General features: G+C 44.1%; 26 protein-coding genes and 1 riboswitch. Of the genes, 1 reads left to right on the forward strand and 25 read right to left on the reverse strand.

The genetic code is table 11. From position 1 onward, the window contains the following. Window positions 1-236 precede the first annotated feature (236 nt). From HYV65_03005 to HYV65_03120, 24 genes are all read right to left on the reverse strand, one after another. Window positions 237-635, reverse strand: coding sequence for an NUDIX hydrolase (locus HYV65_03005; GenBank protein MBI2463175.1), 399 nt, complete (start codon window positions 633-635; stop codon window positions 237-239). 9 nt (window positions 636-644) lie between these two features. Then, entirely contained in the window at window positions 645-1,637 is a 993-nt protein-coding gene (locus tag HYV65_03010; GenBank protein MBI2463176.1) for a M48 family metallopeptidase, read from the reverse strand. A gap of 1 nt (window position 1,638) precedes the next feature. Continuing rightward, the gene (locus HYV65_03015; GenBank protein ID MBI2463177.1) at window positions 1,639-2,256 is read right to left on the reverse strand and encodes a LemA family protein; all 618 of its coding nucleotides are present in this window, start codon (window positions 2,254-2,256) and stop codon (window positions 1,639-1,641) included. A gap of 388 nt (window positions 2,257-2,644) precedes the next feature. Continuing rightward, complete coding sequence (groL, locus tag HYV65_03020) at window positions 2,645-4,294, reverse strand: chaperonin GroEL (GenBank protein ID MBI2463178.1); 1,650 nt, start codon at window positions 4,292-4,294, stop codon at window positions 2,645-2,647. A gap of 189 nt (window positions 4,295-4,483) precedes the next feature. Continuing rightward, complete coding sequence (locus HYV65_03025; GenBank protein MBI2463179.1) at window positions 4,484-4,819, reverse strand: co-chaperone GroES; 336 nt, start codon at window positions 4,817-4,819, stop codon at window positions 4,484-4,486. A gap of 272 nt (window positions 4,820-5,091) precedes the next feature. Then, the gene (locus HYV65_03030; protein ID MBI2463180.1) at window positions 5,092-5,409 is read right to left on the reverse strand and encodes a hypothetical protein; all 318 of its coding nucleotides are present in this window, start codon (window positions 5,407-5,409) and stop codon (window positions 5,092-5,094) included. A 259-nt stretch (window positions 5,410-5,668) separates the two neighbouring features. Next, window positions 5,669-5,872 carry a DUF378 domain-containing protein gene (locus HYV65_03035; GenBank protein ID MBI2463181.1) on the reverse strand — a complete coding sequence of 68 codons (204 nt, stop codon included), beginning with the start codon at window positions 5,870-5,872 and terminating at the stop codon, window positions 5,669-5,671. A 292-nt stretch (window positions 5,873-6,164) separates the two neighbouring features. Further along, a complete protein-coding gene (locus HYV65_03040) occupies window positions 6,165-7,313 on the reverse strand; it encodes a hypothetical protein (GenBank protein MBI2463182.1) in 1,149 nt (382 codons plus the stop codon). A 121-nt stretch (window positions 7,314-7,434) separates the two neighbouring features. Beyond that, entirely contained in the window at window positions 7,435-7,827 is a 393-nt protein-coding gene (locus HYV65_03045; GenBank protein ID MBI2463183.1) for a hypothetical protein, read from the reverse strand. 95 nt (window positions 7,828-7,922) lie between these two features. Continuing rightward, on the reverse strand, window positions 7,923-9,854 hold the full coding sequence (gene dnaK / locus HYV65_03050) for a molecular chaperone DnaK (GenBank protein ID MBI2463184.1): 1,932 nt from the start codon (window positions 9,852-9,854) through the stop codon (window positions 7,923-7,925). Between the two features lie 17 nt (window positions 9,855-9,871). Then, window positions 9,872-10,468, reverse strand: a complete 597-nt coding sequence (locus HYV65_03055) for a nucleotide exchange factor GrpE (protein MBI2463185.1) — start codon at window positions 10,466-10,468, stop codon at window positions 9,872-9,874. A 6-nt stretch (window positions 10,469-10,474) separates the two neighbouring features. Further along, a complete protein-coding gene (locus HYV65_03060; GenBank protein ID MBI2463186.1) occupies window positions 10,475-11,194 on the reverse strand; it encodes a hypothetical protein in 720 nt (239 codons plus the stop codon). A gap of 72 nt (window positions 11,195-11,266) precedes the next feature. After that, window positions 11,267-11,521 carry a hypothetical protein gene (locus HYV65_03065; GenBank protein MBI2463187.1) on the reverse strand — a complete coding sequence of 85 codons (255 nt, stop codon included), beginning with the start codon at window positions 11,519-11,521 and terminating at the stop codon, window positions 11,267-11,269. 6 nt (window positions 11,522-11,527) lie between these two features. Further along, entirely contained in the window at window positions 11,528-11,764 is a 237-nt protein-coding gene (locus HYV65_03070) for a glutaredoxin family protein (GenBank protein ID MBI2463188.1), read from the reverse strand. 190 nt (window positions 11,765-11,954) lie between these two features. Next, window positions 11,955-12,248, reverse strand: coding sequence for a nickel-type superoxide dismutase maturation protease (gene sodX / locus HYV65_03075; protein ID MBI2463189.1), 294 nt, complete (start codon window positions 12,246-12,248; stop codon window positions 11,955-11,957). A 4-nt stretch (window positions 12,249-12,252) separates the two neighbouring features. Further along, window positions 12,253-12,744: a superoxide dismutase, Ni gene (sodN, locus tag HYV65_03080; GenBank protein ID MBI2463190.1), complete on the reverse strand. Its 492-nt coding sequence runs from the start codon at window positions 12,742-12,744 to the stop codon at window positions 12,253-12,255. 15 nt (window positions 12,745-12,759) lie between these two features. After that, window positions 12,760-13,290: a hypothetical protein gene (locus HYV65_03085; protein ID MBI2463191.1), complete on the reverse strand. Its 531-nt coding sequence runs from the start codon at window positions 13,288-13,290 to the stop codon at window positions 12,760-12,762. A gap of 122 nt (window positions 13,291-13,412) precedes the next feature. Further along, window positions 13,413-14,228, reverse strand: a complete 816-nt coding sequence (locus tag HYV65_03090; protein MBI2463192.1) for a HemK family protein methyltransferase — start codon at window positions 14,226-14,228, stop codon at window positions 13,413-13,415. Continuing rightward, window positions 14,212-14,814 carry an RlmE family RNA methyltransferase gene (locus HYV65_03095; protein MBI2463193.1) on the reverse strand — a complete coding sequence of 201 codons (603 nt, stop codon included), beginning with the start codon at window positions 14,812-14,814 and terminating at the stop codon, window positions 14,212-14,214. Before HYV65_03095 ends, HYV65_03090 begins: the two co-directional genes overlap by 17 nt. Before the next feature lie 4 nt (window positions 14,815-14,818). Continuing rightward, window positions 14,819-15,745, reverse strand: coding sequence for a DUF475 domain-containing protein (locus tag HYV65_03100; GenBank protein MBI2463194.1), 927 nt, complete (start codon window positions 15,743-15,745; stop codon window positions 14,819-14,821). Between the two features lie 24 nt (window positions 15,746-15,769). Further along, complete coding sequence (locus HYV65_03105) at window positions 15,770-16,912, reverse strand: replication-associated recombination protein A (protein MBI2463195.1); 1,143 nt, start codon at window positions 16,910-16,912, stop codon at window positions 15,770-15,772. A gap of 156 nt (window positions 16,913-17,068) precedes the next feature. Continuing rightward, a complete protein-coding gene (locus HYV65_03110; protein ID MBI2463196.1) occupies window positions 17,069-17,593 on the reverse strand; it encodes a hypothetical protein in 525 nt (174 codons plus the stop codon). A gap of 69 nt (window positions 17,594-17,662) precedes the next feature. Beyond that, window positions 17,663-19,459 (reverse strand): DUF4430 domain-containing protein, encoded by a 1,797-nt coding sequence (locus tag HYV65_03115; protein MBI2463197.1) that lies wholly within the window; start codon window positions 19,457-19,459, stop codon window positions 17,663-17,665. A 101-nt stretch (window positions 19,460-19,560) separates the two neighbouring features. Further along, a riboswitch (cobalamin riboswitch) is annotated at window positions 19,561-19,738 on the reverse strand. Window positions 19,739-19,838: 100 nt separating this feature from the next. Continuing rightward, window positions 19,839-20,129 (reverse strand): hypothetical protein, encoded by a 291-nt coding sequence (locus HYV65_03120; protein MBI2463198.1) that lies wholly within the window; start codon window positions 20,127-20,129, stop codon window positions 19,839-19,841. 170 nt (window positions 20,130-20,299) lie between these two features. On the opposite strand from HYV65_03120, the gene HYV65_03125 reads away from it, so the two are divergent. Then, on the forward strand, window positions 20,300-20,932 hold the full coding sequence (locus HYV65_03125; protein MBI2463199.1) for a hypothetical protein: 633 nt from the start codon (window positions 20,300-20,302) through the stop codon (window positions 20,930-20,932). Window positions 20,933-21,189: 257 nt separating this feature from the next. On the opposite strand, the gene HYV65_03130 is transcribed toward HYV65_03125, so the two are convergent. After that, window positions 21,190-22,452, reverse strand: coding sequence for an Nramp family divalent metal transporter (locus tag HYV65_03130; GenBank protein MBI2463200.1), 1,263 nt, complete (start codon window positions 22,450-22,452; stop codon window positions 21,190-21,192). Window positions 22,453-22,457 lie beyond the last annotated feature (5 nt).

Below are 22,457 nucleotides of genomic sequence, written 5' to 3' on the forward strand. Positions count from 1 at the left end.
CTTGATTCTTCCAAGTGCGCAAACGCCAAGGTGACGGGGAATTTCTTAACGGTTTGCACGTTCCGATTGCTATCGTAACAGGCAAACCTAAAATTCCCGATTAAAGCAAAGCAGTTTGCTTTAATCCTATGCGACCTCTCCAGCTTTAATTTTCAATTATCAATTTACAATTTTCAAACAATGACCTAATGTCCTAATTCTCAAACACACTACTTGTATAAAGACGTTGCGTGCGGTTAAATTCTTTTGGTCAGTTCCTGAAAATATATATCTAATGGTTCTAAATGTTGTATTTCTTCACGAGTAAACCAACGAGCTTCAGTATTCTCCTTACCGTCCACTACAGGCTCGCCTTTTATTTCGCCAACATACGTTAAGCGCACAACATGTTTATCTTGAATACGCAATATATCCTGCGCACCTAACAGCCTTGGCTCGCCTTCATAATCAAGTCCTATTTCTTCCTTGATCTCTCTTTGCAAATTTTCTTTTAGCGTAAATCCTGGCACAATACGCCCACCCACAATATCCCATTTTGCGCCGACTTCAGGGTAAAGATCGGCAGATCTTTTGACTAAAAGATAATGACCAAGGGGATTGCGTAATAAAATTTTAACACCAACTTGTAATTCCATAAAAATTATTTACCGCACCCCACGCAACCGTTTTATACGCTCTTCCACTGGCGGATGGGTCATGAAAAGTTTCGCCATCCAGCTGACTTGCTGCGCGCCTACTTGTGGTGAGCCTGCCGAACCCATCGCATCGGCTTGCCGTGAGCTTGCTTGCCTTGATTTTATCGAAAGGGTCGAATCTGCCTTAAAAGGGTTTTCAAAATAAAGGTGCGCGGTGGCGTCGCTTGCGACCCTTAAACGCTCGGGGCTTGCCGCAATTTTTTCAAGCGCGCGGGCGAGCCCCTCGGGGTAACGCGTGAGAAGCGAACCAGAGGCATCGGCAAGAAATTCCCGCTCGCGCGAAACCGCGAGGCGCATGATCGTTGCCAAAATGGGTGCCAGTATCAAGACCACCACGCCTATAACCATCATAATCGCGCCGCTACTCCCACGCCGATCGTCGTTATGCCCGCCCATACCGCCACCCAACCACATAGAGCGAAAAATCATATCAACGACTATGGTGATAATGCCCGCGAGCACCACCATAACGGTAGATACAAGCATATCGCGGTTGCCTATGTGCGAAAGCTCATGCGCAAGCACGCCTTCCAGCTCCGCTCGTTCCATGCTTTCCAAAAGTCCGCGGGTAACGGCAACCACCGCGTGTTCTGGATCGCGGCCTGTGGCAAAGGCATTCAGCGCGCGTTCTTCCAAAATATAAATCTTTGGCGTGGGCAAACCAGCAGTAATGCAAAGATTCTCCACGATGCGATATGGTTCCGGCGCTTGTCCCTTTGCGATTGGTTTGGCGTGGGTCATGGCAAGCACGAGCTTATCCGACCACCAATAACTCCCGGTGCTTGTCACTATGCTCAATACAACCGCGATCAACAAAATGACGGGACTACCAAAGTACTGGCTCAAAAACCATCCGATCGCGATTATTAATACGAAAAATACCGTGATGAGCAACCACGTTTTATGAATATTAGAATCTTTTTGTGTATAAAGAGTCGCCATGCTAGAACTTCACCTGCGGCACCGCGCGCTCTGCCTCATCCGTAAGCTCAAATAGCTCCTCGTGCTTGAATCCAAGAAGACCTGCAATAATGTTTGTTGGAAACGATTCGGTTTGCGTGTTCATTTCACGAACATTGCCGTTATAGAATCTGCGTGCCGCTTGAATTTTGTCTTCAGTATCGCGAAGCTCGCGCTGAAGCTCGAGAAAATTCGCAGATGCTTGTAATTGCGGATAGTTTTCTGATACCGCGAATAAAGTTTTAAGAGTGCCTGAAAGCATATTTTCCGCTTCTTGTTTCGCATGCGGGTCGCCTGCCTGCATTGCTTTGGTACGCGCTTCTGTTACCGCTTCAAATACTCCTTTTTCATGCGCGGCGTATCCTTTCACTGTTTCCAAAAGATTTGGAATGAGGTCGTAGCGACGCTTGAGCTGAACATCAATGTCCGCCCAAGCTTCTTTCACGCGGTTTCGCAACGTAACCAACCCATTAAACATCATTATTACCCACACCACAGCCGCGACACCGATTGCCGGAATATTGTACTGCCAAGGAATAATATTAAAAAATCCGCTGGCAAGAAGCGCTACAAAAACTACTAAAAACAAAATTGTGTTCATAGAATGTGTCTAGGACTTACGCGCTTGGCGCATTTCGTTGTCGCGGAATGCGTTCCTCGACACCGTATTTCTATATACGGCTTACTCAGGTACGCGTCCGCTCCTAGAACTGCATCCAAGCGCGTAAGTCCTAACGTTAATTATTTACTTTAATCATAGCATATAATGAAATACCTTACCACAGATGCTCTATGCGAAAACCCCGCTTGGGCGGGGTTTTCGCATAGAGTGTTCACTGTTCGTTGCTTATTGCTCACTATTTAGTAATCCATATAGGAAAAGGTTCCGTCACGTCAGCAACAATATATTTCTCCCCGCTAAAGCGGGTTCGATCAAAAAACTGTTGCTGACGATGACTACCCTGGGCGCTTTTGCGCCCGTCAGAAAGCTACATATATTCGCTTTCCGACCCCATCCCCATTCCGCCTGGCATGCCGCCGCCCATGGCCGGCTTCTTTTCTTCCGGTTCTTCTGCTACCACGCACGAGGTTGTAAGCAGCATTCCCGCGGCGGAGGCCGCGTTCTGCAAGGCGCTGCGAGTAACTTTCGCCGGATCTATAACACCTGCCGCGCGCAAATCCTCATATTTCATATTCGCGGCATTAAAACCGTTTGTGCCTTTAGTCTTTTTCACCTCCGATACCACGACCGCGCCATCAACACCAGCGTTACTTGCGATGTTGCGCATCGGCGATTCAAGCGCGCGACGCAAGATATCAACACCCACCATTTCCTCTACGTCTTTCAATTTAAAAATTTCAAGGGCTGAAGAAATGCGCAAAAGCGCGACACCGCCTCCGGGCACGATACCCTCCTCAATTGCCGCGCGAGTTGCCGCTAGCGCGTCCTCTATTTTTTGCTGTTTTTGTTTTTGCTCCACTTCAGTTGCGGCGCCCACGCGAAGCACCGCGACACCGCCGGAAAGCTTTGCCGCGCGCTCCGACAATTTTTCTTTGTCAAATTCCGAAGTGCTTTTTTCAATCTGTGATTTTATCTGGCGCACGCGCTTGTTAATCGCCTCTGCCGTACCCTTGCCACCGACAATAACCGTATTCTCTTTGGTGGAAACAACGCGGCGCGCCTCGCCAAGCATTGTTAAGTCCGCGGCTTCCAACTTAAGGCCGCGCTCTTCGGAAATCACTTCACCGCCAACAACTGCCGCGATATCTTCGAGCATTTCTTTGCGGCGGTCGCCAAATCCAGGCGCTTTAATCGCCAAAGTATGAAATGTGCCGCGCAATTTGTTTACTACGAGTGTGGCAAGCGCTTCGCCATCAACATCTTCCGCGATAATCACGAGCTCCTTTTTGCCCGTTTGCACGAGTTTTTCCAAGAGCGGCAAAATATCGCTCATAGCGGAAATTTTACGGTCAGTGATAAGAATGTACGGATTGTTGAACGCCGACTCCATACGCTCGGTGTTTGTAATCATATATTGTGAAATATATCCGCGGTCAAACTGCATGCCTTCCACAATTTCCTGCGAGAAGCCGAATGTTTGTGACTCCTCTACAGTTACAACGCCGTCCTTACCTACTTTATCAATAGCACTAGCGATAAGCTCACCCATTTCACGGTCTTCCGCGGAAATTGTCGCGACATTCACAATTTCCTCGCGATGACCCGAAACTTTGTCCGCCATTTTGGCTAATTCCTTAACCGCAAACTCCACACCCGCGTCAATTCCCCGCTTTATTGCCAAGGGATTCGCGCCAGCCGCAACGTTTTTCATTCCCTCGTTGATAATTGCCTGAGTTAAAATAGTTGCTGTAGTGGTGCCGTCTCCTGCCACGTCATTTGTACGATTTGCTACCTGCTTTACTAATTCCGCGCCCATGTTTTCTACTTTATCTTTAAGCTCAATTTCTTTTGCGATAGAAACGCCATCGTTCGTTACGCTTGGCGCGCCAAAACCTTTATCCAAAAGCACATTGCGTCCTTTTGGACCAACAGTGATGCGCACCGCGTCCGCAAGCTTGTTTACTCCTCGCAAGAGCGCGCGACGCGCTTGCTCATCAAATAAAATTTGTTTTGACATAATAAATAAATCTTAAATCTTAAATGGCAAATCTCAAATCTGAATCTTAAATGTAAAATCTTTTAAAAGTTTTGCGAGATGATTTTCCGCCAGAGGCACCTGCCCGCCTTTGGCGGGGATCAGCCTTTGGCTGAGAGTTGTAGATTTACGATTTGAGATTTGCGTTTTGAGATAACGCGTTATAACTATTTATCCAATAATAGCTAATATATCTTCTTCTCGCGCCACCAAATATTCTTTTCCGTTGACCTTGATTTCGGTTGGGCCGTATTTTGAGAACAATACTTTGTCCCCTTTCTTTACCTCCATGGGAACGCGCTCGCCGTCATCAAAACGCCCGAGTCCGACTGCCACAACCCTGCCTTGCTCCGGACGCTCTTTTTCCGCTGTGGAGGGAATATAAAGCCCGGAAGCAGTTTTTTCCTCTTGCTTCAGTGGCTCGATAAGCACATGATCGCGCAAAGGCTGGACGCTAACCTTAACGTCGCCTTTTTCTGCCACGGGTTTGGAAACTTTCTTTGCCATAAAATAAAATTAATTACTAATAATAGATACATCTTAATTTTAGCACTCTAACAGTCGGAGTGCTAATTTTTCATACTAGAAAAATACGGGTACGTTGTCAACCCCGTTAGAGATAAAAGTGAAAAATTGGTTGAGGATAAAAATAATAATCAACCAGATTCAACGCTTCATACCATTTGATGCATGAATCTCTAACGGGGTCAACACCCCGTATATAAAAGGCCTGCCAACTTGCGTTGGCAGGCCTCGTTGTCTGCCGAGATACTCCACGTTCAGCGGAACGCTCGGCGGCGCCCCACGGATGAGCTCAACTTTTCTTCCCCCCAACAGAAAACATGCCTATTATAAACAGCAAATATCAGGACGAGCGCTTCCCGTTCGCCTGCGGGAAAATCTTCCCCGTAAAAATCTTGAGCAGGCTCGCGCTTCACATTAAGCGCGCCCACGACAAGCGCGAGAAACTGAATACAGTCATCACTCTCCTGTTGCAGGAACGGGCCGCTTCTATAATCCTCCTCCTTATCTTGGTAGTAGTCCGCGTGGAATACTCCCCCTGTCTGGTGGCTATCGTACCAAAAACGAATAATCACAATTCCTCCTTTTTGGAAGTAAAAATATTTACTTATAAACCAAAATAATAAATTAGTCAACACACCCAATGTGCGTAACTACTCACACCCTGCGTCATTGCTAGTAACAGCTGTGTTTTTTGCCCAAATTTTTGATTAAAAATTTCGTGTGGCATAAAATATTATCTAAAAACCAAGAACTAAAATTTTCATGGTAATCTTAAAAAGCAGTCCCGACACGACCGGGACTGCTGACACTTTATATTTCAATCCAAGAAAGCTATTTCAACTCTCTCATCAAACCAGTTACAAGCATATAAAGCGCCGAAAGTCCTATTAATCCGTACACAGCCTGCGCGAGTACTGACACGCCCAACAAAATTGCGACAAGATCCACGCCCATAAGTCCATAAAGAGCCCAATTAAGGCCTCCGACAACAACTAAAACAAACGCTGCCCAATCTAAAATTGACATTTTTTCCATAGTTTTTTACTAAAATAGAATATATAGGGATTTATTTGTAAATCGACCTATGTCTTTTTTCTACGCAAACATTAACCAACCTGCGAGAAAAAGATCTAAAAATATTATACCACATCACAAGATGCTAAATAAGAAAAGTTATCCACAGGGATATGGTATTTAATATACGATATCCCGTAAAGGTGATTTAATATCCCCGCTGGACTTTACGGGTTTAGTTTTGAAATTAAAAAAGTTGTCTTCATCAGACAACTTTTTACTAAAAATTACACGACTTTAGGGTTAATACCCTTTATTTTACCTCAGCATCGTCCTTTGGTTCCATACGAATATCACTGCTAAGATCGATTTGAACATCAGGCGGAAGTTTAGTGAAGGCAATAATTGCCATAGCATTGCCCCATGCAAGCGGCATGTGTTCATTGGGTACGCCGTTCTTATAGGCCTCGGGTACTTTGCCGTCAACAATATGCTTGCACCCCCCTTCAAACCAATGCCGCGCCTTTTCAGATTCGTGACGTTGAGAATATATAATCGACACTAAAAAGAAAAACATTGGCCACATCGCTGAAACTCCAATAAACTTCCCTTCGGTTGAACGATAATAATCGTCTCCCCAATATCTATTGAAGCCTTGTAGCTGAAGAAGGCGGTGTTTGTCGCCATTTTCCGACGTGTGGCCATTAATAACACGCTCAAGAAGTTCGTCCTGATCTTCTGGCCTTATAACGACGCGAAATGGCCAAATTAAAAATAATTGCGCGGCATCACAGTCGTGGTTGTGATGCGGTCTTCCGCATATATCTCGTGACTCAAAAGGAAAAATTTCGTGCATTGCATTGTACCCAAACTGAATAAGGGGATCTGCAATAATTGCAAGCCGCCGCCGCTGAATATAGCTTAGGCCATCTACAACGGAGCCAATAGATGAACAGTGGCGAATCTTGCATTCTTCCCACATACCAAAGTCTGGCTTTTGCCAATACTCAACGCTGCGAAGATAAAAAATTAAATCTTGAATTACTGCCAAATCGTCTGTATCTCTAATAATCCTAAGATTCTTAAAATCTAGATCAGCTACTATGTGCAAAAAAAGCCCATAAACATCCAGCTGATGATGCCCCCAGCCGTCGTCAGGCGTAATGCGTTCAAAAGTGTCTGGGTGGCGCTTCGCGTGAATAGCGGCCTCTAAAATATCTATTGGCGAGGTTGTTCTCAAAACCAATCTCTTCTTATCTTGCTTGAATATATCAAAAACAATCCATATTCCTTCGCGGCATTTTTCGTACTCTCCAAGATACCAGTATGCGTAAGCGCACCACATCATATCGCGTAGCCACATTGCGTAATAGTCGGTAGAGGGTGCCGCTATGAATGCTCCGTTTGGACGGCGGAGCTTTTCCATCTCCGCAAGCACGGCACTAGGATTAAACCTCGTCACGGCCGCATCTCCCTTCGCTGAGTTGTAAACGAACTGGCTATTTAATTTAGTTTATAGCTCTGCCAATAAATATTGGCAAATGAAAAGCCCCACCGTGGCGGGGCAATATGCTTAGTACAATTTAACGAAATGACGCTTTACTTAGTCTAACCCAGACAAACCATTGGTCATCCTTAATGCTGTATCCTTGTACAAACCAAGACATTAACTTAGTTTCTACTAGCTCTAAAATTAACGCTATATCTAACTTAATTCTCTGAGTCCGTTGGTCTAAATTAGCCGAACGTTTGCGATAAAGATTAGCATCTATAATAATCTCAAGAATATATTTTCCGTGCAAATCATCCGGCCCATATGCATGGAAATTCAATTCAATATCGTCAGGTGTTAACGCGCCATCGGTTTCTGGTATACAAAGATGCTCGGCAACTATATTGGGAAGTCTACTGCGCATCTCGTCTAGAACCGCACGATGAACCTTTTGACGATCATAGCGAATTGTCACATCAGGCATTATGCCACTCCTTCTGTGCCCACTCATTCCAACAAAAAACTCTTTTTCAAAAAAGAGTTTTTTGTTAATTCTACATTATTTATCACAAGTATATTCTATTGTCCAGCCGCGCCATCGCCCTCCTCAAACTTCCCTTCTTGGGTTTTTGGCTCGCCATCATGTATATTATCATCGGTAGGCGGCGTTCCACCGCCCGACTGGTCAGATGTCTGACCAGTCGCTTGCGCCTGCTTATACGCCATCTCGCCTATTTTTTGCGCGCTTTGCGACAATTGCTCCATTGCTTTTTTAATTGCTTCTGTGTCTTCGCCGTCTTTGACTTGTTTCAACGCATCTATTTTTTCCTGCACATTTTTTTTGGTTTCCTCGTCAACTTTCTCGCCAAGCTCGCGCATTGCTTTTTCCGTTGCGTAAATTAGCGTATCCGCCTGATTTTTCATTTCAATCTGCTCGCGCTTCTTTTTATCTTCTTGCGCGTGCACTTCCGCTTCTTTTGTCATGCGCTCAATCTCTTCCTTGGAAAGACCAGACGACGCTTCAATGCGAATTGTTTGCTGCTTTCCTGTTGCTTTATCTTTTGCAGACACATTCAAAATACCATTTGCGTCAATGTCAAACGTAACCTCAATTTGCGGCACGCCTCGCGGTGATGGCGGAATGCCATCAAGAATGAATCTACCGAGAGTCTTATTATCTGCCGCCATTTCGCGCTCGCCTTGTAAAATATGAATTTCTACTGATGGCTGATTATCAGACGCAGTAGAAAATACCTGGGTTTTCGCTGTTGGAATTGTGGTATTTTTTTCAATCAGCTTTGTCATCACAGCGCCCATCGTTTCAATGCCAAGCGACAATGGCGTTACATCAAGTAGAAGAACGTCTTTTACATCGCCTTGCATAATACCGCCCTGAATTGCCGCGCCCACCGCCACAACTTCGTCTGGATTAATGCCGAGATGAGGATCTTTGCCAAAAAGTTTTTTAACAGACTCCTGAATTGCCGGCATGCGTGTTTGCCCACCGACAAGCACTATTTCATCAATGTCCGACATTTGCACTCCTGCATCTTTTACCACTTGTTCGGTTTTGCGAGAGGCGCGCTCAATAAACTCGCTGACAAGATCTTCTAATATTGCTCGCGTCATTTTTAGCGCAAGGTGGCGTGGACCAGACGCGTCAGAAGTAATAAATGGGATATTAATTTCCGATTCCATGGTGCTTGAAAGCTCATGCTTCACGCGCTCTGCCGCTTCTTTTAATCGCTGAAGTGCCAGACGATCCCTAGACAAATCTATACCATCGGTTTTCTTAAACTCCGCGGCAATCCAGTCAATAATTTTTTGGTCAAAGTCATCGCCGCCAAGATGGGTGTCGCCTCCAGTTGATTTTACTTCAACTGTATCATGCGCCACTTCAAGCACGGACACGTCAAAAGTTCCGCCGCCAAAATCGTACACCACTATTTGCTCATCTTTTTTCTTTTCAAGGCCATAGGCAAGCGCCGCCGCTGTTGGCTCGTTAATAATGCGCTTTACGTTAAGCCCCGCGATTGTGCCAGCGTCCTTTGTGGCCTTGCGCTGCGCGTCATCAAAATAGGCGGGAACGGTAATGACAGCGTCGGTTATTGTTTCGCCCAGTCGCTCTTCCGCGTCTTGCTTCAGCTTCTGCAATACCATTGCGGAAATCTCCGCTGGCTTTAGCCATGAGTCGCCAAATTTTATTTCAACGCCGCCGCCCTGCCCTTCGCGTATGTCATAAGGCAAAAGTTTTTTGTCATACTGCACCTCGGGATCAGAAAAGTTGCGGCCGATAAGGCGCTTTGCGGAATAGATCGTGTTCGGCGCGTTAGTAACTGCCTGTCGTTTCGCGGTAACGCCCACGAGCCGCTCGCCTGTTTTTGCAAAAGCGACAACAGACGGCGTTGTGCGCGCGCCTTCTTTATTTTCAATAATTTTTGGCGCTCCACCTTCCACAACCGCCATTGCGGAATTAGTGGTGCCAAGATCAATACCGAGAATTTTTGACATATACGTAAAATTATTTATTACTTTGCAACTTTAACTTTGGATGGGCGAATTACACGCTCGCCAATACGATACCCCTTTTGTATTTCCTCTACAATCATACCGCCTTCTTTGCTTGATTCTTCTTCTGTTATTGCTTCGTGCAGAGATGGGTCAAAACTTTTTCCTTCTACGTCAATTTCCTCTACGTGATATTTATCAAGAATCTGCCGCAACTGTTTTTCAATCCCAACAATTCCTTGAAACCATTGCGATTTCCGTAAATCTTCCGATGCATGCTTTTCCGCAAGGACTATATTATCCAGCACCGCTAGTATCTCGTGAATAACATCCTCTACCGCCATCTCGCGGAACTCGCCCATTCTTTTATCTTGATCTTTGCGGAAATTTGAAAATGACGCGCGCTCTCTCTGCCAACCGTCTAGATATTCCTCTTTCTCTTGCCTCAACCGCTCAATAGTTTTTTTTAACTTTTCTCGCACCTCTCTCTCTCCAAGTCCGTCTTCTTCTAAAATATATGTCGCATCATCTGGCTCAGGAGGGTCGGTCCCTACGCGGAGGGACCGACCCTCCGAATCTTGCGCATTTTTATCTTCATTTTTGTTATTTTCTTCCATAATAAATTATATGAATAACTCTTTGGTATATTGTTGTAAATAGTCCAGTACCGCAATATTCTTACGGTACTGCATGCGCATGGGGCCGACAATTGCAATCGTCCCTTCTGCGTTATCGGGTAATGATACGGAGCACGCCAGCATGCTGAAGTCCTGCGCTTTTGAAATTGGATTTTCGTTACCTATAAATACCCGCACCTTCTCTGTTGGAGCAAGGCGCTGAGGGATTTCATCCTGCGCGTCTTCCATGAAAAGCACCATTTCGCAAAGCGTTTGATGATCGTTAAATTCAGGCTCGTTTAGCAAGTATTTAACGCCATCGCTATAAAAAGCGCGATCAGATGACCACCCCAAAACAAAGTTACGCGTCATGTCCGCTATATATTCGGTTATTTCTGGCATCACTTCACGCTCTGCCTCATCAATGAGCTGCTGAAGTTTTTTGGCTATTTTGTTTTCGTCTGATGCCTCATTGCGTGCTCGGATATCTTCCATGACCACATCGACAAAAAAATGATAGCCTTTGGCTGTGGGAATGCGCCCTGCAGACGTGTGCGGCTGTTCCAAATATCCTGCTTCAGTTAGATCCATCATTTCCTTGCGGATAGTTGCGGGGCTTATGCCAAGGCCGTATTTCTCCGCCAAAAACTGCGACCCAATTGGGATTGCGGAATTGATGTAATCTTCAATAACATAGCGAAGAATTGTTGTTTGCCTATCGTCCATTGTAATGCCAGTATATCAAAATTAGCACTCTAGTCAAGCGAGTGCTAATTTTACTTTTTATATACAAATCGATTATTTACCCGCCCACTTTTTCAGCTCCCCATACGATCCTTCTCCGCAAATATAATTTTTTGTTTCTGTATTGAAGAAAAAGGGCACACCGCCGCACAAACCCGTATCATACTGGCTCATTTTGTCAGCATTTTCCTCATTATGCCAAACTTCGTATTTTTCTAGCTTCACGCCAGTCTCATTTTCTAAACGCTCTACTAGTACGTCCATTACGTGGCAATGAGGGCATTCGCGCCCATAAAATTCTAGAAGCATATTAACTTATTTTATTTCTAATAGCTCCGCTAATTTTATCTTATTGAATCCAACAATAATTGTGCCATCAATATCAATCACGGGGACTCCAAGCTGGTTGGACTTTTGCACCATTGCACGGCGCGCCTCGTCGTCATCAGCTACGTTTCTTTCGCTATAGCTAATATTGTGCTCCTTAAAATAATCTTTTGCCATTTTGCAATATACGCACGATGGGGTTGAATATATTGTTACCTGATGCATGGGTAATAAATTAATTTTCAATAATCAATTTACAATTTTCAATGACGGGTTTGAAAATTTAGGTATTGAAAATTCATTGCGTAGAGCAACGTGGGGCGTAAAACCCTCCGTGGAGGGCCACGCCCTCTTTACGGAGTTGCCACGCAACTCTACGTTGTAAATTGAAAATTGGTGCTTGAAAATTGAGTTACTATATTTTCCAAAAAACCTTGCCTATAATGCTCGCTTTTGTTATTGCGCCGAATGTTCGACTATCCGTACTCGCTACTACATTATCTCCTTCAATAATGTACTCGCTATTATTAAAGGATGCAATTCTTTTGAGAATGAGGTTTCTACGATCTCGCGGATCCTGTGCTATTACTATATCACCTACACTATAATTCTCCCATGGAAATAACTCGCGCGCAAACACGAAATCTCCCTCGCGCGCGTATGGCTCCATGCTTTGGCCCTGAATTCTAAACCAATTTATAACCTTCATAATTCTAAAGCCATTCTTGTCTTTTCGTCACCGCTTTGTCGCCCTCTGCCTTTTTAAACATCTCTGCTATCTCATCCACAGCCGCTCGCAATTCTCGCGCCGCTTTTATATTAACTTCTCGCTTGTTCTGCGAGCAAAGCTTTGCCACTTTCCAAAACTTCTCATGCAGATCGGGAAACATCTCCAAATGCTCTTCCTTAAAATAATCAGTCCATAAAATCAGCAATTCTTGCTTGCAAATCTGCGCCCATTCTTCCTTTATTTGTGTCATGCGTCCATTCGCGTTTTCCCAAATAAGTTTTTCCTCGACAGAGGCATCAACGGAATGATGACCAAGATCAGTCAATTTTTGTACCATCTTCTCAATTGTTTCTGCGGCAATACCTGCTTGATGGGTTGTGTAGATGCCACACGGAATATCGCAATGAGCCCTAATCACAGGCGCTGGATAAATAACATCTATACTCTGTAATATTTTTTTAAAAAATAAATGCATAGAATCTATTAATTATTACTCGGTTACTATAACCGTTCCTAGGTTGCCCGGCTTACGATGGTCGTGATATCCCCATGTGCCTGCTTCATTAAATGTGAATAACCAATAACTTCCTGGAGCAATGAGTTCGCACGCGTCAAATATATTAATTGCATCTGGAGTACCGCACTTACCCGCATCTGTCCCAGGATAGCCAGTATGCGTAGGATGCGAATTTGATGATGGCCTGAAGGATACCGAGGAATTATTGGTAAATGCAACAGTCGTTCCCACATTTACTGTAAAAGATTCGGGTGAAAAGCCTGAATCAGTATAAACTATAGCGTTAATCTCTTCTTCTGATTCTGAAACAGGAGAGATGATTGACGGATTAGGTATTTGTATAGCCGGAGGCGGCGGAATTGTTGGCGGAGTAATGCTGGGAGCGGAAGTAGGCGCCTTATAGAGCGATGTGGGATCAATACGGCTGCCAAAGATACTCCAATATCCTATACCGACTGCGATTGTAACTATAACAACGGCGATTGCCAAAGAAGATTTGGACATAGAAATAAAAAATTCAAATCTCAAAAGTCAAAATTATGGTATCGCTACGAGCGACGTTTGCAGTGCGAATTTTCTAAAAGAAAATTCGCACTGCAATTTTGACTTTTAATTTTTAATTAGTTTTATTGTATCACAAAGTACCTCCACCTTCCAAACTGATCTGTGAAAAATTCGCAACTGCTGTATCCTGCTTGCTTTGCCATCCTTTCTACGCTTCCGCGCTGAGCTGGATCAAATTCGCAATATATTCTACCGCCGGGTTTTAGAAAATTTTTGGCTTGAGCGATAAATGGCCTTATGTATGCTAGTCCATCATCGCCGCCAAATACCGCGCTTTTTGGTTCGTATTGCAATACAGATTTTTGGACTCGTTTAATGCTTTTGATTGCGCAGTAGGGCGGGTTGGCAAAGATATAATCGTATTTACTAACAACTTCTGCAAATATATTGGACTTAATTACATTGTAACGACTCTCCGCTATATTGTTAATCTCGCAATTTTTCTTTATTTGGTCAATGAGTCGGCGATCAATTTCGGCAAAATCAACATGGGCATGCTCTACGTTCTTAAGTAACGCAACTCCAATGCAACCAGAGCCGGCAAAAATATCCAGACATTCCAATTGAAGCTTAACTTCAATTTTTTTGAAGTTAAGCTTCAATTTTCTCACTTCCATTTCCGTGATTGCTTTTTCCACCCAATACTCTGTTTCCGTACGAGGAATAAGCGGCTTTTTAGACAAATCGATTTTACAATCTAAAAACCTTGAAAAGCCGATAACATAATCTATCGGTTCGCCTGCTTTTATTAGCGCAATATCTTTTTCTATGGCCGCGAGCGTACGCCCTTTTGCTTCAGATAAGGATATACCGCCATATTTATCATTCAAAAGCCATGCTATTTCTTGTTCAAATTGATTCTTATTTCGTGACACCATTTGGATTAAAATTTTTACAAACTATATACTCCTCTCTACTATCCCTTTTAACCGCTTCCGGACGATAAGGCTTAACAAGAGAGAAATACTGCTTTGCTTGCTGTTGAAAATCACGAGTGTATTCTCCCTCAAATATCTTAGTGACGAAATGGCCACCCGGAATGAGCACGCCGGTTGCAATTTCAAGCGCCTTGGACGAAAGTTCGTAGGAGATCCCTGTATCGCGAGAATGAATACCAGATGTTAAAGGAGCCATATCAGAAACCACAACATTAAACTTCTCTTCACCAAAATGCTCGGCGCCCAATGTCAAAATATCTAATTTCTCAAATTTCATATTGGTGCCAACCTCCGCCTTCAAATCAGTAATATCAATTCCCCATACCAATCCCCTAGAACCAACCTTCTCTGAAATATACTGCATCCACGACCCGGGCGTTGCGCCAAAATCTATCACTCTATCGCCTTTATGGAAAATCTCGTACTTTTTATCAATCTCTTTCAGCTTATAGATCGATCGAGCAACAAAGCCCTCCTCCTGGGCTTTTGTTGTGTAAAATTCTTTTTTGTTGTCCTTTCTATACATATTCTTAAATCGTCGCGGAGGTCCCATTCTTTTTCCAGTATCTATGTGAAGCCCAGAACGCAATCCCTACCACGCCTATCGTTACGAGAGTAGGTATCCACTCCGCAATATGCACGCCAAATGCTCGCAAAAGCATAGTAATGCCCAGGAACCCTATTGATGTCATAGCACCGTTTTTCAACCATTTATAGCGCCCAACTTTTTCAATTCCGCGCAAGGTAAGATCTCGCACAACGAAAGCTCCGATTCCATTTCCGATGAGAATAAATAGTACGTTCGTCGTAAAGGCAAATGCTCCTATTACACCATCAATGCTAAATGACGCATCCAGCACTTCTAAAAACATAATTTTAGCAAAATCGCTACGTCCTGCTTTTTCCATTGTCGCTTCTTCGCGCTCCGCAACTTCGCGAAATCCATAAAGAATGAAGAATACGGCATTTCCGGTGGCGGCCGCGATCATGGCAAAAGGATTTTCGCGAGACATGTACAATATACCCACCAGCAAAAGCGCGGCAAAAGCAAAAAACCAAATTCCCATGTGCGGCTTAATGAGTTTGTCTGGCACAAAGTACGGATCTTTCTTTTCAAGAAATAGCCAGTGCAGATATAGTAGGAGCATAAACATTCCTCCGCCCATCAAGAGAATGTACGCGCTGGCATCAATTGCTTGACGCGCGGCTTCGTTACTGCCCATCATTGCCTGCAGCGCGCCCCAAAGAGTTGTGCCTGGAGCAGTAAGCCATACGATAACAAGAGGTAATAATCCTCGCACCACGACAACAGCAATGAAGATTCCCCATATCAAAAACCACTGTCGCGCGCGCTGGCTCATGGTTTTTAGCACATGCGCGTTGACAATCGCGTTATCAACACTATTTACGACCTCAAAAACTACGAGGCCGAGAATGACGAGGATGACGGTAAACATTGATTCTATAATAACTCAAATTATTTAATCGGGCGATGGCGCTAAATATTTCTTCCCTTTCAATTTATCCGGCAAGAAACTTTCCTTAGTATACTTCTCATATCCCTTACCGTAGTCCAATTCTTTCATCAGTTTAGTTGGGGCGTTGCGAATTTCAAGCGGAACGGGCAGATTGCCGTGCTTTTTCACGTCCTCTGTCGCCGCCATCAAGCCATTGTAAGAGCTACGATCTTTTTTGCACTCGCAAAGATATGTTACTCCATGAGCTAGGTTGATAGCGCATTCCGGCAGGCCGATTGTTTCAACGGCGCGAAAAACCGCGTTGGCAACCACGAGCGCTGTGGGATGCGCTAGACCAATATCCTCACTGGCAAAAATTACCATGCGCCGCGCGATAAATAGCGGATCTTCGCCCGCGTCAACCATGCGAGCTAAATAATACAACGCGGCGTCCGGCTGGCTCGCACGCATGCTTTTAATAAACGCGCTGATGGTGTTGTAATGCTCTTCGCCCTGTTTGTCGTAGCGCAAAAATTTTGATTGCAGTGTATTTTTTAACGTGTCTACGGTAATTTTTTTGTACAGACGATTGGTATTTTCCATCATGGTAATCGCCTGCCGAGCGTCACCGTTTGCCATGGCAATAAGCCAGTCTTTTGCTTCTGCGTCAATCTTAAAGCCAGTTCTGTCTACAATAATAGCCATCTCATCTGGCGTAAATTCATTCAATACAAACACGCGGCAACGCGACAGAAGCGCGGGGATAACTTCAAAGCTAGGATTCTCCGTAGTAGCGCCGATTAGTGTAATTTCGCCACGCTCAACGTATGGCAATAAAAAATCCTGCTGGGATTTACTAAAACGGTGAATTTCATCAAGAAACAAAACCTTCGGCTGGCCTTCGTTTGCTTCGTCCGCCAAAACTTTGCGGATGTCATCTTTTCCCGCCGACACAGCGGAGAGTTCATATATATGAGCATTTACGCTTTGCGCGTATATTTTTGCCAAAGTAGTTTTCCCTACCCCAGGCGGTCCCCAAAACACAAACGAAAACAAATGCTTTTTTTCAATAGCAACACGAAGCGGCTTATCTAATCCGACAAGATGATTTTGGCCGACAAATTCGTCCAGTGTTTTAGGACGTAATTGTGATGCGAGAGGTTCCATGACAACAACCAATGAGCAATGAACAATGAACAATACTGGAACATTGCGGATATGCTCTGAATTATACCGATATCATAAGATTATCACGACAGTGAAAAACTAAAAGCCCTAAACAAGATTGCTCTTGCTTGGGGCTTGAGCTTGGGGCAAACAGATCTACGCGACATTATGTTTCCTGAAAAGATATTTGTGTGAAAAATATATCATTGCGGATATCAATGCGATAATAATAATGATTCCGATAACTATTTCTTCCATCAAAGTAATCACGCCGCCAGTGCGCGGTAATTCTTGAACTGAAATAGTAATAGGAATTTTTACCCCCGTATTTGCCTGAAACTGAATTTCGGTAAGCGGCCTTGCAATAACTGAAAGGTTTGTCGTCATAACCTGCGGCGTATTTCGGCTTAACAATTGACTAACGCTAATTTGCACAGATTTATTCATACCCGCCTCTAGTGTAAAGCTCTTGGGGTTTATGGAAATAACGTCGGAAAAATTATCCGGATATACCTCAAAAACCTGCACATCTGCCGTAGGATTTGTAACTACAATATTTGCTTTTTCTATTTTTCCCCGCTCAATATCAAAAGTAAGTTTCGATGGGCTGACAGTAATACCTCCCGCCGAAGCGTAGGCAAATGGAATAGATACGAGGATAATAATTAATAACTTTTTCATATGTTCATAGGCGATGAGGATAGCCGGGATACCCTCAGGGTATCCCGGCTATCCTCGTATATCCTCGTATTACTGCGCTGTTGCCCAGAAGATTAGCTGCGCTGTTTTAGTGTTTCCATCTGCTTGATAGTTCTGCGGTACAGCAAGCTGAAGGACAATATCTTTTTTGTCTGCTTTTGCTACGGTTGCTTGAAAGTTATGCCAATAAACATTATTTACATTGAGATTATCTGTAAATAGAGCATCTCCCGATACTGATGTTGTAATTGCTATGGCGTCAGTTCCCCCATTGCTCATTGTAATGGTAGGGCTTGCGGCGATAGAGCCGGGAGCCAGTGTTCCAAAATTCACGCTTGATGGTGTAACTATGAATGATATAGAACTCTCCGGCGTAATTTTTGTCTTACTCACCGTAGCCGACAAACTAACCGATGCGTTGGCAGGCTGGCCAGCTTGAAGTGTCGCCAAATTACTGCGCACGTATCCCTGTTTTGAGGCATAAACTCTATATAAACCATCGCCTGGCGTAATCAGAGCATAACCATTTATATCTGTTAAGGAAGTGCCGTTTCCAAAAAATACCGTTGCGCCACTAAGCGGCGCCCATGCGTTATTAGAATAATATTTTACAATTGCGGTAGTTGACGCGCCGCTTGAGATCTGCGCGGATGACACTTCCAATTTAGTCGAAGGCCAAGTGTAATCGCCGTAATACCAAAGAACCGAATCGTCCTTCTTGAGCACATAATCCCCCGCGCCAACATCTGGCATAATGTTGTTTACCATATACATCCATCCGATCATGCCGGAAGCCGTATCGTTGTTGATTTTATCTAAGTAAGGGCCGTACGCGGTGTTTTGTATATTATATGTATAACCACAGATATCTTTGGCATTTTTCACAACATCGAGCGCGGTTTGCGCGGCAATATCGCCATTGCAGATCTGCGATCCAGATCCTTCAATGCGAAATGAGAACTTTTGACTTGAAGTCGCTGAAAATATATTTAGAGGCAATGTTTTTCCTTGAAGCGCAATAGTCGCGTATGCAGTAGTCGTAGCAGAAAATCCGTCTTCGCTTGAGCCTGGCTGATACTTGAAATATCCTTGACTTGCCTGATTTGCCTCAAGATATGAAATTGGCGTGTTGCTTGATTTAGACAATGTTACCGCGTCTATACGCAAGGCGTTGAAAACCCATACCGCCCATGCCGTTGAAGATGAATCCGAATCCGTGCCGGGCGTGTAAGGAAAACCGCCATCGTTATTTTGCGCGCTCTTAAGATAAGTTAAGGCGCTTTGTATACGAGAATCAGAGTTTGGCGTGCCTGCTGAAAGAAGCGCGAGTATTGCCGCGCTTGTCATATTCGTATCCGAATCAGATACTGTCGCAAACCCCCACCCGCCATCTGTATTCTGACGCGAGATTATGAAGTCTTTGGAATCTGCGATTGCGGAATCACTTACTGAAACGCCTGCGGAAATTAACGCGAGAATACCAAAATAGTCATCATTCAACATCGCGACGTCGCCGATCTGGCCGTTAATGTGATAGCTTTTCAGCCCAGCGACATAATCCGAGGAACCGAACGTGCGAGGATCTTTGCCCATTGCGGTAATAGCAAGAATAGGCGCCTCATAGCTAACAGCGCTTCCGCCGCTTACAGTGGTAAGCGATGGCGCGGAAGATGATGATGGCATTGAATCAAGGGCGACAAGCCCCATCACGCTCCACGGGCTATCGCCATGCGCGGCTAGATATGTTTGCGCGCCGCTAGTGCTGTAAGATGCGCTAACGTAATTAAAAGGAATTACTATAGAAATAACCAGTAAAACTGCGATGAACTTTGAAAAATTATTTTTCATATATTACGTTTAATTATCAAACGAAAACCACGCTCCGAGTGGAAGCGTGGTTTTATAAATAAAGTAAAAACGCGGCTTCCCTTTGGCTCGAAGAGAATGCAAATATTCTTAAGATAGCTAGTTAGCATTCTGACTACTTTGTCCGAGCGCTCGGACAAAGATTACAGTTGCGGCACAGCGCCGGAATTTTCCATTCGCGTAATTGCGAAGTGGAAGCACCGGACTTCCCTAACCGACTCTCGTGCATGGCACAAGAGAACTATCAAACATGTTGGTAAAGTAATTATAAGTTTATAACCTCATAATTTTTCTGTCAAATAGATGTATGCGTCCACAATAGAAAAGCCCCACGTTTGTGGGGCGATTAACAAAGAATACGCTATGCCTGTTTCTGTAGAGTAGCTTCATAGGCCGCTTTTCGGTCGGCGTGGATCTCGGCGCGCTGCTTCTTAATAGTCTCAACGATATCGGCGGTTTGGGCTGCATCTTTTCCGGCGCTAGCATACGCTTGCCTAATTGTCTTAGCCGCACCACCAAAAGTGGCATGGCTAGATATCATAATCTCCGGATCGTCTTCATACTTAACGACGACCCAAAAGAACAAATGCTTAGAAACTATATAAATCCCGTATCTATCGGATATATAGCGCAAAAAACGATCGTGACCCATTCCTCCCACCTTTTCTTTACAATCGTCCTACGCGGCAAAAGCACTATTAAATTGATTCCTGAATTCTACGCCTACCCATACTTTTGTCAAGGGCAATGCCAGTAACCGCTATGATAGATGTCACTCGCCCGTCTAACTATGCTACAATGAAATTAATTAACAAATGAAAAATGAAAAATACTATTGCTTTTATAGTTGTTGGCTTAGCTCTAATTGGCGCGCTGTTTGTTTTCTATTCCAAAGATGCAAGCGCGCCTACTGAAACTCCAAATAGCACTCCGCCACCAGCTCAAGAAGGTCTGCCTGGTATGCAAACGTCAGATGCACCATGGAAGGTAGAACTGGAACACTTGAGAGAACGTCTTGACGCAATTGGCCTGCCTGCTCTAGCCCAAGAAGGCATGGCGCTTCACACTCATCAGCACCTTGATATATATATTAACGGTAATACTTCGATGATAATCCCCGCCGGAATTGGCATGCATCAACTGGAGAACTTCATATCTCCTATTCACGCGCATGCACCAGACAATATTATTCATATTGAATCTCCCGAAATAAAAGATTTCACCTTGGGCCAATTCTTTGATATTTGGGGAGTGCGCTTTACTACTGATTGTATTGGCGGATATTGCGCGAGTGATGACAAGATTTTGCGAGTATTTGTAAATGGTTCTCAAATACAAGGAGATCCGAGGCAAATAAAGCTCGAGGAGCTACAAGAAATCGTTATAACTTACGGCACCGAACAAGAAATGCCAAACCCGATACCGCAAAACTATCCATCTATTCCTGGCGAATAATTCTAACTAAAAAAGCCCCGTGTGAACTGTACCCTCTACAGTAGACACTGAAAAAAAAGCTACTAGGCAGTTTCTAAAAGATGATTCCTGTATTCTACGGGGGTCATCTTTTTTCTTTGAAGCTTTGTTGAAGCCAGGCTTCAACGCGCGCGTGGAAGCCTGGCTTCAACAAACTGGTATAGAACAGAAAAAAGTGGACACTTTTAGTGTCCACTTTTGGGGGTACAGTTCATCGCGGGGCGTTTTTAGTTAGAATCTTACAAAAATGCAAAGAAACCAACGGCTACCGCTGTCATTAATGTAATAATAAAAATACCTAATACATTTGAAGTAGCGGAATTGGTAAACCGCCCCATTATATTTTTATTATTGGAAATAAGTAAAATGAGGACTAATATAGGGGGAGCAATAATAGCATTTAACGCCGCGGAATAAATAAGCATGCGAAAGGGGCTAATTGGCAAGAAGTTTACAAGCAACCCTATAAGCATAGCGGCTATTATAACTCCGTAGAATCCATGCGCCTGTTTAAAATTTCTATAAAGCCCTTCCTTCCAGCCCAAGCTTTCAGACAGCGCGTATGAAGCAGAGCCTGCAAGTACAGGCACGGCAAGCAGGCCAGAACCAATAATGCCTATTGCAAATAGCAAGGATGCAAAATTTCCCGCAATCGGCTTAAGCGCCAAAGCTGCCTGCGCGGGTGTTTCAATGCTCGCGATACTAGATTGCCCCAAGGTGGAAGCTGCCGCTATCATAATAAAGAATACAATAATATTGGAAAAAATCATGCCGATCTTAGTATCAGTATTCATAGCGTTAACATCTCCCATATTGATTTTAGGCGTTCCCCTGCCCATCATGCGCAATTTATTACTCGCGACCTCTTCTTCAACTTCCTCATTTGCCTGCCAAAAAAATAAATAGGGCGACATATTTGTTCCCAAAATAGCAAGTAGTCCCAGTAGAAAAGATTTATTTAATTCGATGTTAGGAATAATCGTTGCGAAAAAAATTTGCGTCCAGTCTTGTTTAACAGCAAATGCCACGCCCGCGTAAGACAATAACAAGATCGCTGAATATTTTAAGAATTGCGCATAAATTCGATAAGAAATAACAACTTCAAGAAATAGTATAAATGATGCTATGCCAAAGAGCAGAAAGGCAAAAGGGATTGGCACGAGCAACTGCATGGATGCCGCCATCACTCCTAAATCAGCTCCGATATTAATGGTATTGGAAACTAAAAGTAGCACTACGATAACGTACAATAAACTCTTAGAGTAGGTTTGCTTGATAACACCAGCTAGCCCCTTGCCAGTGACCAAACCGATACGGCCGCACATCTCCTGAATCGCCACCATAAATGGTAAGGTAAACAGCGCCGTCCACAACATACCATAGCCAAACTGCGCGCCGGACTGCATGTGCGCGGCTACGCCTGTAGGGTCGTCATCCGCGGCGCCGCTAATAAAGCCAGGACCCAATATATTAAATATGTTTTTCTTTTGTTTTTCCGGCATATGGC

This window comes from Candidatus Spechtbacteria bacterium, assembly GCA_016188605.1.
Taxonomy (GTDB): Bacteria; Patescibacteriota; Minisyncoccia; order Spechtbacterales; family JACPHP01; genus JACPHP01.

Coding starts and splice junctions, on each gene's coding strand:
- HYV65_03120 (MBI2463198.1), bottom strand. CDS start 20,129: ATGGGTCACGATCGTTTTTTGCGCTATATATCCGATAGATACGGGATT.
- HYV65_03085 (MBI2463191.1), bottom strand. CDS start 13,290: ATGTCCAAATCTTCTTTGGCAATCGCCGTTGTTATAGTTACAATCGCA.
- HYV65_03070 (MBI2463188.1), bottom strand. CDS start 11,764: ATGCATCAGGTAACAATATATTCAACCCCATCGTGCGTATATTGCAAA.
- HYV65_03035 (MBI2463181.1), bottom strand. CDS start 5,872: ATGGAAAAAATGTCAATTTTAGATTGGGCAGCGTTTGTTTTAGTTGTT.
- sodN (MBI2463190.1), bottom strand. CDS start 12,744: ATGCATTTATTTTTTAAAAAAATATTACAGAGTATAGATGTTATTTAT.
- HYV65_03010 (MBI2463176.1), bottom strand. CDS start 1,637: ATGGCGACTCTTTATACACAAAAAGATTCTAATATTCATAAAACGTGG.
- HYV65_03125 (MBI2463199.1), top strand. CDS start 20,300: ATGAAAAATACTATTGCTTTTATAGTTGTTGGCTTAGCTCTAATTGGC.
- HYV65_03005 (MBI2463175.1), bottom strand. CDS start 635: ATGGAATTACAAGTTGGTGTTAAAATTTTATTACGCAATCCCCTTGGT.
- HYV65_03015 (MBI2463177.1), bottom strand. CDS start 2,256: ATGAACACAATTTTGTTTTTAGTAGTTTTTGTAGCGCTTCTTGCCAGC.
- HYV65_03095 (MBI2463193.1), bottom strand. CDS start 14,814: ATGTATAGAAAGGACAACAAAAAAGAATTTTACACAACAAAAGCCCAG.
- HYV65_03025 (MBI2463179.1), bottom strand. CDS start 4,819: ATGGCAAAGAAAGTTTCCAAACCCGTGGCAGAAAAAGGCGACGTTAAG.
- HYV65_03110 (MBI2463196.1), bottom strand. CDS start 17,593: ATGAAAAAGTTATTAATTATTATCCTCGTATCTATTCCATTTGCCTAC.
- HYV65_03055 (MBI2463185.1), bottom strand. CDS start 10,468: ATGGAAGAAAATAACAAAAATGAAGATAAAAATGCGCAAGATTCGGAG.
- groL (MBI2463178.1), bottom strand. CDS start 4,294: ATGTCAAAACAAATTTTATTTGATGAGCAAGCGCGTCGCGCGCTCTTG.
- sodX (MBI2463189.1), bottom strand. CDS start 12,248: ATGAAGGTTATAAATTGGTTTAGAATTCAGGGCCAAAGCATGGAGCCA.
- HYV65_03065 (MBI2463187.1), bottom strand. CDS start 11,521: ATGCTTCTAGAATTTTATGGGCGCGAATGCCCTCATTGCCACGTAATG.
- HYV65_03100 (MBI2463194.1), bottom strand. CDS start 15,745: ATGTTTACCGTCATCCTCGTCATTCTCGGCCTCGTAGTTTTTGAGGTC.
- HYV65_03105 (MBI2463195.1), bottom strand. CDS start 16,912: ATGGAACCTCTCGCATCACAATTACGTCCTAAAACACTGGACGAATTT.
- HYV65_03045 (MBI2463183.1), bottom strand. CDS start 7,827: ATGCCTGATGTGACAATTCGCTATGATCGTCAAAAGGTTCATCGTGCG.
- HYV65_03130 (MBI2463200.1), bottom strand. CDS start 22,452: ATGCCGGAAAAACAAAAGAAAAACATATTTAATATATTGGGTCCTGGC.
- dnaK (MBI2463184.1), bottom strand. CDS start 9,854: ATGTCAAAAATTCTCGGTATTGATCTTGGCACCACTAATTCCGCAATG.
- HYV65_03060 (MBI2463186.1), bottom strand. CDS start 11,194: ATGGACGATAGGCAAACAACAATTCTTCGCTATGTTATTGAAGATTAC.
- HYV65_03090 (MBI2463192.1), bottom strand. CDS start 14,228: ATGGTGTCACGAAATAAGAATCAATTTGAACAAGAAATAGCATGGCTT.
- HYV65_03115 (MBI2463197.1), bottom strand. CDS start 19,459: ATGAAAAATAATTTTTCAAAGTTCATCGCAGTTTTACTGGTTATTTCT.